Raw genomic sequence first — 12605 nt, 5'->3', positions numbered from 1 at the left:
TTCGAGCCGCGGGACTTGCCTGCCGCTGACGTTCTTATTCCGCTTCTTTGCCGTCGGCTTCGCTATCCTCATCCGCTTCGCCTTCATCATCCTCTTCCATGAACCAGAGCGGATCCATATTGTCCTCTTCGCCATTGTAGTTGATGAAGACCTCGTCGCCGGCCTTGATGTCCGTATAGGCGAAGAAATCGAAGCTGTGCGTGTCGAAGTTGATGTCATACGTGGCGTTGGGCGTATACGAGTGGTTGAACAGACTGCCGAACCCGAGCAGGATCGCCGTATGGTTGGCGCCGTAGTTATAGACGTAATCATCGAGAATCGTTTTTTCGATATGCTCGTGATCTTCATTGGGATAGGGAATGACGGGCGCGACATGGATCAGCTCGCCCTTCTTGATATCCTGCGTGGCGAATACGCCGCGCCGGAATTCTCCCCCGCTGATCGGCGAGGTTTTAACTTCGAGCATGCCTGTCACCTGAGCCTTCCAAAATGGATTGATGCCGGACGCCAGGCGCGATGGGACTGCGATATGGCGATGAGAGCGGCCGGCCTGAAAGCCTAATTGTACCTTATGGTCCCTATGATCGGCAAATGCGAACAGGACCGCAGGCGCCAAGCGCCTGCGGTCCTGTCTGTGCCCTTCAAGGCGGTTTATTTCAGCACTACGGTGCTGTAAGGAGCCATATCCAGCAGGCCGCCGGACAGCGCGCTATCCGGCGAGGTCGTGTGCGCGACGGCGGCAAAAGCCGCAGCCGTCGCCTCGTCCAGCTGCACCTTCTGGGCGGTGCCCTTCAGGTTGTGGACGACGAGCACGCGATCGGCGGCTGTCAGCCGCATGTACGCTTCGATGCCGTCCCCCTTTACGGTCGACGGCGCGATGCCGCCATCCCGCAGAGCGGGCTCGGAGACGCGCCACTGGATCAGCGTCTTGTACAGGCTCAGCAGCGAGGAAGGATCGTTCTCCTGCTCCTCGACCGTGACGCCCGAGGAGGCAGGATTCGCCAGATCCTTCTGCCAGTCCGTCTGGCCCTTGCCGCTGCCGGCCGAATGCCAGCGCATCGGGAGCCGCTTGAATTCGTCCCGCCCGGCGCCCTTCATGCCGAGCTCGTCGCCGTAGTAGATGAACGGGTTGCCCGGCAGCGTCAGCTCGATCCCGGCAGCCATCCTCGCATGCTCCGGACTGCCTGCCGTGCTGGCCAGCCGGTCGAAGTCGTGGTTGCCGATGAACAGGCCGTCCACAAAGGAGCCGCCCGAGCTTTTCTCGAACGCCTTGTAGACCCGATCCAGGCTGCCGGCGATGCCGGGCGCCCGCTCGGCGGCGACCGCGCTGCGGATGGAATCGTTCAGGTTGAAGTTGAAGGAGGAATCGAAGGCATGATCGAGATAAGGCGCGATCGTTCCCGGTCCGTCCCATACCTCGCTGATGAGATAGGCGTCCGGGTACTTCTCCATGATGCCCGTCCGGAATTCCTGCCACCACTTCTTGTTCTTCGCCGCTGTCTGCGGATCGGATTTCGAGGTGTTGAAGTCATCGTAGATATGCTTGGCCGCGTCGATGCGGAAGCCGTCCACGCCGGCGCTGAGCCAGAAGTCGGCGATCGAGATCATCTCGGCGCGCACTTCGGGATTGTCGTAGTTCAGGTCGGGCATGCCTTCCCAGAATACGCCGAGATAATGGCTGCCGTTCTTCTCGTGCCAGGCTTGGCCGTTGGTCGCGCTCACCGCCGCGGGCTTCTCGATGCCCTTGTCCTCGGCCCAAGTATACCAGTCCCGATGCTTGCTGGACTTTCCTTGGGCGGAGTCGATGAACCATGGATTGTCGGTGCTGCTGTGGTTCGCGACGAGATCCATGATGACCTTGATGCCGCGCTTGTGGGCTTCGTCCAGCAGGCGCTTCATATCGTCCATCGAGCCGTAATCCTTGTTGACGGCGCGATAGTCGGTCACGTCGTAGCCATGGTAGCTCGGGGACGGATTGATCGGCATGAGCCAGATGCCCTCCGCTCCAAGCTCCTTCACATAGTCCAGCTTCTCGGTGACGCCGTTCAGATCGCCGATGCCGTCCCCGTCGCTGTCATAGAACGAGCGGACGAATATTTCGTACCATACCGTGGAGGGCTGCTCGTCAACGGCGGCGGCAGCGGGAGAGGCCGGCGGAGATGCGGCCGGCGCCTTGCTTGGAGCGACGGCATTCTCCGCTTCCTTGCCGTTGTTGGCCGGATCGGAATCGGTGCCGGACCCGGATTCGCAGCCGGACAGCACCGTTGTCGCCAGGATGCCGGCGGCAAGCCATTTCGGCCAGCTCCTCATCCTTTGCTCGCTCCTGCGGTGAGGCCGTCGACGAAGAAGCGCTGCATGAACATGAACAGGATGGCGATCGGAGCCGCGATCAGGACGGAAGCAGCCGCGAACAGCGTGAAGTTGCTGTTCTGCATGGAAGAGATCTGCTCATACAAGCCGACCGCCACCGTGAAGTTTTCCCGGGTGCGGAGAACCATTTTCGCGAAGATGAAGTCAACCCAGGGACCGACGAACTGCGTCAGAGCCAGGTAGGCCAGCATCGGCTTCGAGAGCGGCAGCATGATCCGGAAGAAGATGGTGATGTTGTTCGCTCCGTCGATTCGCGCGGCCTCGTCGAGCGATCTTGGAATCGTATCGAAGAATCCTTTGGCCAGGAAGGCGCCCATGATGGGGGCTCCCATGGAGTAGACGAGCACGAGCGCGAAATGCGTATCCATCAGGTTCATCGACTTCAGCAGGATGTACAGGGCGATCAAGCTCATGAAGCCCGGGAACATGCCCAGCACGAGGACGACCGACAGCACGTTCTGGCGCCCCTTGAACCGGAACCGCGAGACGGCGTAGCCGGTAAGCAGCACGAGCAGCGTGCCGAGCACCATCGTCATCAGCGCGATCTTGAGCGTGTTCATGTACCAGTCCGCGAACAGGAAGCTCTTGGAGGTGAACAGCTCCCGGTAGTGGTCCAGAGTGAATCGTTCCGGAATCAGCGTTTTGCTGTACAGGGATTTGCCCGGCCGGAAGGAAGCGAGAACGACCCAGACGGTCGGGTAAAGCACGCATACGCAGGAAATGACGAGAAACAGGTAACTGAGGGAAAGCCGGAAGATTTTGCTTGTTTTACGGTTCATTGGATCATATCCTCCTCCCGGAACGAACGGGTTCTGCGGTAATTATAGATCGAGATCGACGCGACCAGGATGAAGATGATGATGCCGATCGCCGAAGCGAAGGCGTATTGGTTCTGATTGAGAGTCAGCTTGTAGAGCCAGGTAACGAGCAGGTCGGTCGCGCCGGCATACTGATAGTCGCCTTTGACCGGGTTGCCGTCGGTAAGCAGGAAGATCGCGTTGAAGTTGTTGATGTTGCCCGCGAACTGGGTGATCAGGATCGGCCCTGTCGAGAAGAGCACCATCGGCAGCGTGACGATGCGGAACTTCTGCCACATGCTCGCTCCGTCGACCTCGGCGGCTTCGTACATGTCCTTCGGAATGGTCGTCAGGATGCCCATGATCAGCAGCATGGAGACCGGGATGCCGACCCACATGTTGACGATGATGACGGTCGCCTTGGCCCACATCGGATCGGTCAGCCACGGCACCCTGCCTAGTCCGAAGTAGCCGAGATATTGGTTGATCGGGCCGAACTGACCATTGAAGAGGTTGCGCATGACGAGCAGCGAGATCATCTGCGGGATGGCGTACGGGAGAATCAGGATCGTGCGCCACAGTCCCTTGAGCTTGATATCGGATTGCTGGATGATCAGCGCGACGAGGAAGCCCCCGAAGTAGGTCGTAACCGTCGAAAGCACGGCCCAGATGATCGTCCAGATGAAGACGCCGTAGAACGTATGGCTCCATGTCTTCAGCGTGACGAGCTTCTTGAACGTGTCGAAGCCCACCCAATCGACCAGGCTCGCCGGCGGAAGGTGGTTGGGCGCGGAGAAGTTCGTGAAGGCGAGCATGATCATGAAGATGATTGGCATGACGGTGAGGAACAGGACGCCGATGCCGGGAATGACCAGGAACGCCTCGGCGAACTTGTTGTCTCGGATATAGGCAAGGGATTGGATGAAGCTGTTCGGCTTGCGGCCGGCTTCGATCTGGGAACCCACTTTGTAGGCGTCTTTGATATTGAGAACGTAGATGAGCAGGAACAGCGCGAACAGCAAAAGGACAATCAAGCCATCGATCAGCAGGATGGTCGAGTTGTCTCCCATGATTTTCTTTCCGATGTTGCGTTTGGTTTCGCCCAGCGTCCAGATTCCCCAGACGGCATGGCCGAGCTTGCTCGTAAAGAACGGCACAGCTGCCGCTTCGACGGCGAGCAGAATGAGTCCCTTGATCCATTGCCGGTTATAGAGCTGGCCGAGGCCCGCGCACAGCAGAGACAGCAGGGCTGCCATTCTTCCGCGCGTAGACGCCTGCGGCTTCTCTGTTTGTACAGCCGGTTGATAAGACATCATGCTTCTCTCCTTCTCCTAAAATGAAGGTTCACGCCTTCCGCGCGCACGGATGCGCGCGGGGCGGCGTGAACCTTTCTTTTGTGTATTTCTATATCGGTCTGCTTGGTTCCGGCGGTCGCCGGGGGAGAGCTTTAGCCGTTGCTTGCGATGAGCTCTTCGATTTGCTTTTTGGCATTGTCGAGAGCGGCCTTAGGATCTTTGTTGTCATTCCATACCGTCGTGAAGGCGGCTTCCATCGGAGACCACACGTTGTTCATTTCCGGAATGTTAGGCATCGGCTGCGAGTTCTTGAACTGCTCCATGAAGCCGCTCACGTACTCGTCGCCCGTGATTTGCGGATCGGCCTGAGCTTCCTTGTTCGTCGGAATGGAACCGACCTTGGAGTTCAGCAGCAGCTGGGCCTTCTTGTCGGAAGCGAATTCCGCGAACAGCTTGGCTGCGTTCGGGTACTGGCTGTAGGAGCTGACGTACCAGGCTTTGATGCCGGAGAAGGATACGGCCGGCTTGCCTGCGACCATAGGGATCGGAGCGACGCCGAGCTTGTCGCCGAGCGCTTCTTTGTACGTGCTCAGTTCCCAAGGACCGTTGATGTCCATCGCCACGTCGCCGCCGGTGAACAGGCCGCGCTTGATGTCGGGGTTCACGTCGCCGGTTTTGATCGGCAGGATCGCCTTCAGGCTTTGGTAGACCTTCATGCCTTCCAGGGCGCCCTCGTTGTTCATGCCGAGATCCGCCTTGTCGGTGCCGTTGTTGCCGAACAGGTAGCCGCCGGTGGAGGCGATGAACGGATAGTTGAAGTAAGTATTGCCCGCTTCCCACATGAGGGCGTATTTGTTTTTAGCCGGATCGTTCAGCTTGGAAGCCAGCGCGATGACGTCGTCGAAGCTTTTCGGAGCATCGGGAACGAGCGATTTATTGTAGTACAGGGCATAGGTTTCCGCAGCGCGCGGGTAGCCGTACAGAACGCCGTCGTAGCTTACGCCTTGAATGGAGTTTTCCGTATTGTTCGCGGTCGTTTCCGCACCGAACTCTTCGTTCGGCAGGATCATTTGTCCCGTCACCGCGCGGCCGAGGTGGTCATGCGGGAAGACGATGACATCGGCGCCGACGCCGGTGGGACCGTCCGTCTGGAGGCGCGTGACCTGATCCGTCGAAGCGACTTCGTCGATCTTGACCGGAATGTTGTATTTCGCCGTGAATTCCTTGGCGATCTCGTCGGTGAAGGGTCTCTCTTCTTTACTTTCCCATACGAGAAGGCTCGCTCCTTCTTCAGGCTGGATGGCCGGAGCATCGGCCGCGTCTGCGCCTGTGTTTGCTGCAGCGTTGGCTGCCGGTTCGTTGACGGCTCCCGTATTGCCGTCCGTGCCTGCATTGTTGCTGCTATCGTTGCCGTTGCCGCATGCGGCCAGTGATACGGACAAGGTGCATACCGTCGCGAAGGCGGCGAGTTTTTGCCATCTGTTCATTTTTTACTGATCCCCTTCCAGCTGGTTCGTTGATATTCCGATTGCGTCCTCCTGCACTCCACAGAAAAGGCGTCCATACGCCGGCATTTCCCTACAAAAGCGCAAACGTTTGTACGGAAGAAGAGTCTCGTTATCTTTAAAATGCCGTTTTTCGAACGATCGCCTGTTTGAAAGCGCTTCAAGTCAATCGGATTGATTCCATCATACCCGCCGCCTCATTCTCTTGTAAAAACGTTTGCACTCTTGTTTTCGGGCAATTTCGTTGGGAAACCTTTGGGAAACCGGTTTTTCGCTCTCTTATTCTTAGGTTTCCTTCTATTTGCTCCAAATTGCTGCAGTGGGATAACAATCCACCACTAACAGGAAGAACCTCGCTTGCATTTTTTTTGCTTCACGCTTACAATTTGCTTGATCCTCACACACAAACGTTTGCGCAGGTGACAAGGTAATGAACATAACGATCATTGATGTGGCCAAAGCGGCCGGAGTGTCGCCTTCGACCGTATCGAGGGTCATATCCGGCAGCACGAGAATAAGCGCAGCGACGTCGAAAAAGGTCAAGGCAATCATGGAGGAGCTCGGCTATCACCCGAACGCCATGGCCAAAAACCTCGTCTCCCGGACGACCATGACGATCGGATTGCTGCTTCCGCGCAATGCCGACGAGGCCTTCCTCGACATCTTCTTCCCGGAGGTTACGCGAGGAATTCTCAGCCAGGCGAACCGCTCCGGCTACGATCTGCTGCTCAAGACGGGCATGACGGAATGCGAGAAGGTCGAGGCCGTGACCAAGCTGGTCAAGGGCAGGCGGGTCGACGGCATCATCCTGCTGCAATCGCGCAACAAGGACGCGGTCGTCCGCTTCCTTCACGAGGAGAAGTTCCCGTTCGTACTCATCGGGCGCACGCCTGAATTCCCCGATATCATGACCGTGGACAACGACAACCGGCAAGCCGCCTATGACGTCACCAGGCATCTGCTGCAGCAGGGCCATACGCGGATCGGCTTTGTCGGGGGGCCGCTGGAGATGGTCGTCTCATCCGACCGGTTCGAGGGCTACCGTTCCGCCATGCAAGAGGCCGGAATCGAGCCGCGTCCCGACTGGTACCATATCGAAGCCTCCAAGCTCAAGGATGACGGCTACCGCGTCATGTCCATGCTCATGGGCACTCCCGAGCGGCCGACCGCGCTCGTCGTCATGGACGATCTCGTCGCGTTCGGCATCCTGAGCTCGCTCAGCGAGCTCGGCTACAGCGTGCCTCAGGACATGGCTATATTCGGCTTCAACAACAACCCGATGTCGCCGGTATCCTCGCCGCCGGTAAGCTCCGTCGACATCGGCGTCTACCAGCTTGGATTCACGGCCGCGCAAGCGCTGGTCGGCTCGCTCAAGGGGCAGCCGCAGGAGCGCCGCAGGACCATCGTCCCGCATCGCCTCATCGCCCGGGAATCTTCCATGCACTGGATCAACCCCAAATCCTGATTATTGTGGTACAATACGAAGACCTGCCTTTTCATGGCAGGTCTATTTTTATGAGCAGACACTTTTCCACCAGGCTGTTAAGTTGGTATCGGCAACATACGCCCCCGTGTCGCAAGGCTCCATCGGAGGTTACGAATCGCTATGATGCACCATGCTCCAACCCTTCGCGGCAAAATCCTTCTCTTCCTGACCATTCTCGGACCGATTGTCATTACGCAGGTCAGCTACACGGCCATGAGCGTGCTCGATACGATGATGTCCGGACGGGCCGGCACGAACGACCTGGCCGGCGTGGCCGTCGGCTCCAGCCTGTTCATGCCGATCATGACCGGGATGAACTCCATCCTGTTCGCCGTCACGCCGATCATCAGCCAGATGATGGGCCGAGGCCAATCGGACGGCATTTCCCGGCCTGTCGTGCAGTCGCTGTACTTGTCGCTGCTGATGACCGTTCTCATCGCGATTGCCGGCTTCCTCGCCGTCGAGCCCGTGCTCGGCCTGATGGGGCTGGATGCCGAAGTCCATCGCATCGCCCGGCAGTACCTGATCGGGCTCTCCATCGGGCTCGTGCCGCTGTTCGGCAGTTATGTGCTCCGTTACTTCTGGGAGGCGCAAGGTTATACCCGGCTGACGATGGCGATCATGCTGACCGCCATTCCGCTGAACGCCCTGCTGAACTACGGCCTCATCTTCGGCCACTTCGGACTGCCCCGGCTCGGCGGAGTCGGCTCCGGGTACGCGACCGGAATCACCTATTGGTTCGTGTTCGGCGTCAGCGTCTGGATGACGTTCCGGATGGAGGCGCTGCGGATCCACCGGTTGTTCGCGCGCTGGTACGCTCCATCCTGGAAAGCCTGGAAGGAGCTGCTCGGCATCGGCGTGCCGATGGGACTGTCCACCTTCTTCGAGGCGAGCATCTTCTCGGTCGTCACGCTGCTCATGGGCGGCATGTTCAGCACGGCAGCCATCGCGGCGCATCAGGCGACGCTCAACTTCTCGTCGCTGCTGTTCATGGTTCCGCTCAGCATCTCCATGGCGCTCACGATCATGGTCGCCTATGAAGCCGGAGCCGGCCGGCAGAAGCATGCCCGCCAGTATGCGATGCTCGGCGTCAGCCTCGCTGTCGGCTTGATGGGAACCGTAGCGGTCCTTCTCTACTTCTTCCGCTCGACGGTCGCGAATCTGTACACCCAGGAGCCGGAGGTCGCCTCCATGATGGTCACCTTCCTGCTGTTCGCGATCCTGTTCCAGCTGTCCGACAGCTCCCAGGCTTCGCTGCAGGGAGCCCTGCGCGGGTACAAGGATGTGACGATTCCGTTCGTCGTCGCGTTCGTCTCCTACTGGATCGTCGGCATACCGCTCGGCTACGGCTTGGCGAGATGGACGGAGCTCGGGCCTTACGGCTTCTGGGTCGGCATCACCGCCGGCCTCACGTTCGCCACGATCGGCTTCGCGGTCCGCTTGCGGCATATCCAGAAGCCGGGCAGGCTGGCGGCTGCTGCGCAGTCTTGATTCAGGCATGAAAAATAAGCGGCAGTTCAGGACGCTATCGTCCCGGCTGCCGCTTTTTGCCGTCCATCGGAGGCGTCATCCGTCGCCTTCCGCCGAATGGAGGCGGTCGTAATCCTGCCGCGCCTGCTCAACCGTCGAATAATGCTCCCGGGTCCATTTCTTGAGCTCCTGCATGGGCAGCAGCATCGTCCGGCCGAGTGCCGTCAGCTCATAGGTGACCACCGGAGGGATCGACGGCTCCAGTTCCCGCCGGACCAGCCCGTCCCGTTCCAGCTGCCGCAGCGTCTGAGTGAGCATTTTCTTGGAGATGCCCTCGATTCTCCTGCCCATTTCCCCGTAACGGACGCTTCCTTCCTCCAGCGCATAGATGACCAGCGCCGACCACTTGCTCGCGATGATCTCCAGCACCTTGCTGTAGGAGCAAGCCGTGACGGATATGTCGGGCTGCTTGGCCTGGTTGGCCTGGTTGGCACTCTCGGCTGCCACAATCTTCGCCTCCCATGCACTTTTTTGTTCCCAGCACACTTTGAAGTGCCTACTTTCTTCATTGTATTTCTTGCCTTATGGTATGTCTATCCCACTTCAAAAGGAGCGACTGCACCATGAAAACCTATGAGATCCAAGGCGGCTTCGGACTTCAGCACCTGCAAGCTGCGGAGCGCGGGCTGCCTGCGGCCGGACCCGGCGAGGTTCTGGTCAAAATCAAGGCCGCCACCCTCAACTCCAGAGATATCGGCGTCATTGAAGGCTATTACCATCCGGATGCTCAGCTTCCGCTCATCCCGGTATCCGATGGCGCAGGCGAGGTGGCCGCGCTCGGAACGGGCGTGTCCGCCTTCAAGCTCGGCGACCGGGTTGCAGGCATCTTCACCCAGAGCTGGATTTCGGGAGAGCCGACGCGGGACAATTGGAGCAGCACGCTCGGGAGTCCTCTGAACGGCATGCTCGCCGAGTACGTCGTGCTCCCGGAGAAGGGGCTGGTGCATGTTCCTGCCCATTTGTCGGACGAGGAAGCGGCCGCCCTGCCGTGCGCCGGCGTCACGGCCTGGCAGGCAATCGTCGTGGAAGGCGGGGTGAAGGCAGGGGACACCGTCGTCGTGCAGGGAACCGGCGGCGTCTCTCTGTTCGCCCTCCAATTCGCCAAGCTGCAGGGAGCCGTCGTCATCGCCACCTCGGGCAGCGATGAGAAGCTGGAGCGGGCTCTGCGGCTGGGAGCCGATCACGGAATCAACTACAGGCGGAATCCCGATTGGGACCAAGCGGTGCTGGAGCTGACGGACGGCCGCGGTGCCGACCATATCGTCGATGTCGGAGGCTCCGCCACGCTCAACCGGTCCATCTCCGCGCTGCGGGTCGGAGGCCGGATCAGCATCGTCGGCCTGCTCTCCGGCGGCAAGGTGGAAGGGCTGGAGCTCGTGCCCGCCATCCTGCGCAGGGCGCGTCTGCAGGCCATCAATGTCGGCAGCCGCGAGCATTTCGAGGCGATAAACCGCGCGATCGCGGCCAGCGGGCTGCGTCCGGCCATCGACAGGGTGTTCCCTTTCGGGCAGGCGCCTGAAGCGCTGCGGCATCTGGCCGAAGGCTCCTATTTCGGCAAAATCGCCATCAAATTCTAAGAACGGATATGCCGAGACGGCGATGAAGAGCCTATCCGCACCCCGCAATGGGAGAGCGGCATCGGCGCAGCCGGATCGGCTTTATGGGCATGCCGGGCAAGCAGCGGCCGTTCGGGACGGAATCGTCCCGGCGGCTTTTTTGGCTCCCCGCTTCTGCCGAGAGACGATAGCCGCACTGCCTTCCGGTCGGCGCATACCCGTTCCGGAGTCCGCTTTACACGATTATCCAATTGAGATACCATTCATGCTAGGACCCGCAAATGCAGTCATCGCCGCCCGGCATGAGGCATGCCGGAACCGCTTGGATCACTCGGCTTGAAAACGCATCCATTTCCGCGTCATTCGTTTTTCATTCTCGCTCGGGGAGGAATCGAACCATGGAACATCAAGCTCGTCTGCCAAGAACGACACCGGAGGCGCAGGGCATTCCGTCCGCTGCGGTCATCGGATTTCTGGACGCCGTTCGCGAACGGCAGCTGGAGCTGCACAGCTTCATGCTGATTCGGCGCGGACAGGTGGCCGCTGAAGGCTGGTGGGCGCCGTATCGGCCGGAATACCCGCATATGCTGTTCTCGCTCAGCAAGAGCTTCACGTCGACTGCGATCGGATTCGCGGAAGCGGAAGGACTGCTGTCGGTCAACGACCCGGTCATCGGCTTCTTTCCGGACGAAGCGCCTGAGACGGTGCCGGACAACCTCGCCGCGATGGAGATCCGCCATCTGCTGATGATGGGGACGGGGCATGCCGCCGACGTGACCGGCAGCGTGCAGAAGGACGACAACTGGGTCAGAGGCTTTCTGCAGGAGCCGGTGGAATACGCCCCCGGCACGCACTTCGCCTACAACAGCGCGGCGACTTACATGCTCGCCGCCATTCTTCAGCAGGTCACCGGCCAGTCCCTGCTGACGTATCTGAAGCCGCGTCTGTTCGCTCCGCTCGGCCTGTCGGAAGGAACATGGGAAACATGTCCGCGCGGAATCGCGGCCGGCGGCTGGGGCCTGAGCCTGACGACCGAGGACATCGCCAAGTTCGGCCAGCTGTATTTGCAGCGCGGGGAATGGCAAGGCGAGCGGATATTGCCCGCAGCTTGGGTCGAGAAGGCGACGGGCTTCCAGATCGGCAACGACGACGGCCGCGCCAACGACTGGACGCAAGGCTACGGCTATCAGTTCTGGCGCAGCCGTCACGGCGCCTACCGGGGCGACGGCGCATTCGGCCAGTATTGCCTGGTCATGCCGGAGCAGGAGGCGGTGCTCGCCATCACCTCCGGAGTGGCCGATATGCAAGCCGTGCTGGACATCGTATGGGATAAGCTGCTGCCTGCCCTGTCCGGCAGCAGCCTGGAGCCGGATGAATCGGGGCAGGCTGAGCTTGCCGAGCGGCTGAAGGAGCTGCGCATCGATCCGCTGCAGGCTGGAACGTCCTCCCCGAATGAAGCCCAGCTGGAAGGGAAGGTCTTCCATCTGGAGCCGAACGAGCTGGAGCTCGGAACGATCGGGCTGCGCTTCGCGGAGCAAGGAGCCGAGCTCGTGCTCGGCAGCAGCAGCCGCGATGATCAGGCGGTCCGTTTGGGACGCGGCAAGTGGGAGGCGGCCCGCATTTGCCTCGGCCAAGTCAAACAAGGCGCCGTACAGCGCGTGGAAGGCAGCTTCGCATGGAGGGATTCCGATACGCTGCGCATTGAGCTGATGCTCGTGGAGACGCCGTTCACGTATGTCTTTGAATGCCGGCTGGACGGGGAAGCGCTCGAGCTGCAGTTCTCGGCCAACGTCGGCTGGGAGCCCGGCAAGGTTCTGAAGATCGCCGGACATGCGGCTGCGATTGCCTGAGCGGAGTGTGCAGCCGCTAGGTTTTGACCCACAAGCTTCTAGCTGAGCCCTGATATCCTTGGCAGGCAATCCATTCTCGAGAAAAAGGCAGCCGTTCATTCGGCTGCCTTTTTCGGCATCTTTTTCAGTTCGGGGAGCGGGATGCCCGAACGGCCCTTTCAGCTGTTGTCCCTTGCCGATAAGCGCCCGAACGCATATCCTTTAGCACAACAACCG

At 60.0% G+C, this 12605-nt stretch carries 10 protein-coding genes; 4 read left to right on the top strand and 6 right to left on the bottom strand.

Annotated elements, in window-relative coordinates:
* Positions 1-34: 34 nt before the first annotated feature.
* From PHU01S_RS15550 to PHU01S_RS15530, 5 genes are all read right to left on the bottom strand, one after another.
* Entirely contained in the window at positions 35-466 is a 432-nt protein-coding gene (locus tag PHU01S_RS15550; RefSeq protein WP_076359504.1) for an SET domain-containing protein, read from the bottom strand.
* Between the two features lie 185 nt (positions 467-651).
* Positions 652-2310, bottom strand: a complete 1659-nt coding sequence (locus PHU01S_RS15545) for an alpha-amylase family glycosyl hydrolase (RefSeq protein ID WP_127508349.1) — start codon at positions 2308-2310, stop codon at positions 652-654.
* On the bottom strand, positions 2307-3149 hold the full coding sequence (locus PHU01S_RS15540) for a sugar ABC transporter permease (RefSeq protein WP_076359363.1): 843 nt from the start codon (positions 3147-3149) through the stop codon (positions 2307-2309). The genes PHU01S_RS15545 and PHU01S_RS15540 overlap by 4 nt, the downstream gene beginning before the upstream one ends.
* A complete protein-coding gene (locus PHU01S_RS15535) occupies positions 3146-4480 on the bottom strand; it encodes a carbohydrate ABC transporter permease (protein WP_076359503.1) in 1335 nt (444 codons plus the stop codon). Before PHU01S_RS15535 ends, PHU01S_RS15540 begins: the two co-directional genes overlap by 4 nt.
* A 134-nt stretch (positions 4481-4614) precedes the next feature.
* On the bottom strand, positions 4615-5949 hold the full coding sequence (locus PHU01S_RS15530; RefSeq protein ID WP_127508346.1) for a sugar ABC transporter substrate-binding protein: 1335 nt from the start codon (positions 5947-5949) through the stop codon (positions 4615-4617).
* A 448-nt stretch (positions 5950-6397) separates the two neighbouring features.
* Here PHU01S_RS15530 and PHU01S_RS15525 point away from each other — a divergent pair, with 448 nt between their 5' ends.
* Both PHU01S_RS15525 and PHU01S_RS15520 read left to right on the top strand, forming a co-directional pair.
* Positions 6398-7432, top strand: coding sequence for a LacI family DNA-binding transcriptional regulator (locus PHU01S_RS15525; protein ID WP_127508343.1), 1035 nt, complete (start codon positions 6398-6400; stop codon positions 7430-7432).
* Positions 7433-7573: 141 nt separating this feature from the next.
* Positions 7574-8944 carry an MATE family efflux transporter gene (locus tag PHU01S_RS15520; protein WP_307721809.1) on the top strand — a complete coding sequence of 457 codons (1371 nt, stop codon included), beginning with the start codon at positions 7574-7576 and terminating at the stop codon, positions 8942-8944.
* Between the two features lie 75 nt (positions 8945-9019).
* Here PHU01S_RS15520 and PHU01S_RS15515 read toward each other — a convergent pair whose 3' ends face one another.
* Entirely contained in the window at positions 9020-9430 is a 411-nt protein-coding gene (locus PHU01S_RS15515; RefSeq protein WP_076359360.1) for a winged helix-turn-helix transcriptional regulator, read from the bottom strand.
* A gap of 116 nt (positions 9431-9546) precedes the next feature.
* Between PHU01S_RS15515 and PHU01S_RS15510 the strand changes: the two genes are divergently transcribed.
* Positions 9547-10560 (top strand): zinc-dependent alcohol dehydrogenase family protein, encoded by a 1014-nt coding sequence (locus tag PHU01S_RS15510; RefSeq protein WP_127508340.1) that lies wholly within the window; start codon positions 9547-9549, stop codon positions 10558-10560.
* A gap of 377 nt (positions 10561-10937) precedes the next feature.
* Entirely contained in the window at positions 10938-12389 is a 1452-nt protein-coding gene (locus tag PHU01S_RS15505) for a serine hydrolase domain-containing protein (protein WP_127508336.1), read from the top strand.
* Positions 12390-12605: the final 216 nt, after the last annotated feature.

Origin of the sequence: Paenibacillus humicus NBRC 102415, assembly GCF_004000905.1 — a bacterium.
Taxonomy (GTDB): domain Bacteria; phylum Bacillota; class Bacilli; order Paenibacillales; family Paenibacillaceae; genus Paenibacillus_O; species Paenibacillus_O humicus.
The sequence above is the reverse complement of the archived record's forward strand: the minus strand, read 5'-3'. Positions and strand labels throughout refer to the sequence as shown.

What these genes read in the sequence shown, in the direction of transcription:
- PHU01S_RS15550 (WP_076359504.1), bottom strand. Translation starts at nt 466, where the DNA reads ATGCTCGAAGTTAAAACCTCGCCGATCAGCGGGGGAGAATTCCGGCGC.
- PHU01S_RS15545 (WP_127508349.1), bottom strand. Translation starts at nt 2,310, where the DNA reads ATGAGGAGCTGGCCGAAATGGCTTGCCGCCGGCATCCTGGCGACAACG.
- PHU01S_RS15540 (WP_076359363.1), bottom strand. Translation starts at nt 3,149, where the DNA reads ATGAACCGTAAAACAAGCAAAATCTTCCGGCTTTCCCTCAGTTACCTG.
- PHU01S_RS15535 (WP_076359503.1), bottom strand. Translation starts at nt 4,480, where the DNA reads ATGTCTTATCAACCGGCTGTACAAACAGAGAAGCCGCAGGCGTCTACG.
- PHU01S_RS15530 (WP_127508346.1), bottom strand. Translation starts at nt 5,949, where the DNA reads ATGAACAGATGGCAAAAACTCGCCGCCTTCGCGACGGTATGCACCTTG.
- PHU01S_RS15525 (WP_127508343.1), top strand. Translation starts at nt 6,398, where the DNA reads ATGAACATAACGATCATTGATGTGGCCAAAGCGGCCGGAGTGTCGCCT.
- PHU01S_RS15520 (WP_307721809.1), top strand. Translation starts at nt 7,574, where the DNA reads ATGATGCACCATGCTCCAACCCTTCGCGGCAAAATCCTTCTCTTCCTG.
- PHU01S_RS15510 (WP_127508340.1), top strand. Translation starts at nt 9,547, where the DNA reads ATGAAAACCTATGAGATCCAAGGCGGCTTCGGACTTCAGCACCTGCAA.
- PHU01S_RS15505 (WP_127508336.1), top strand. Translation starts at nt 10,938, where the DNA reads ATGGAACATCAAGCTCGTCTGCCAAGAACGACACCGGAGGCGCAGGGC.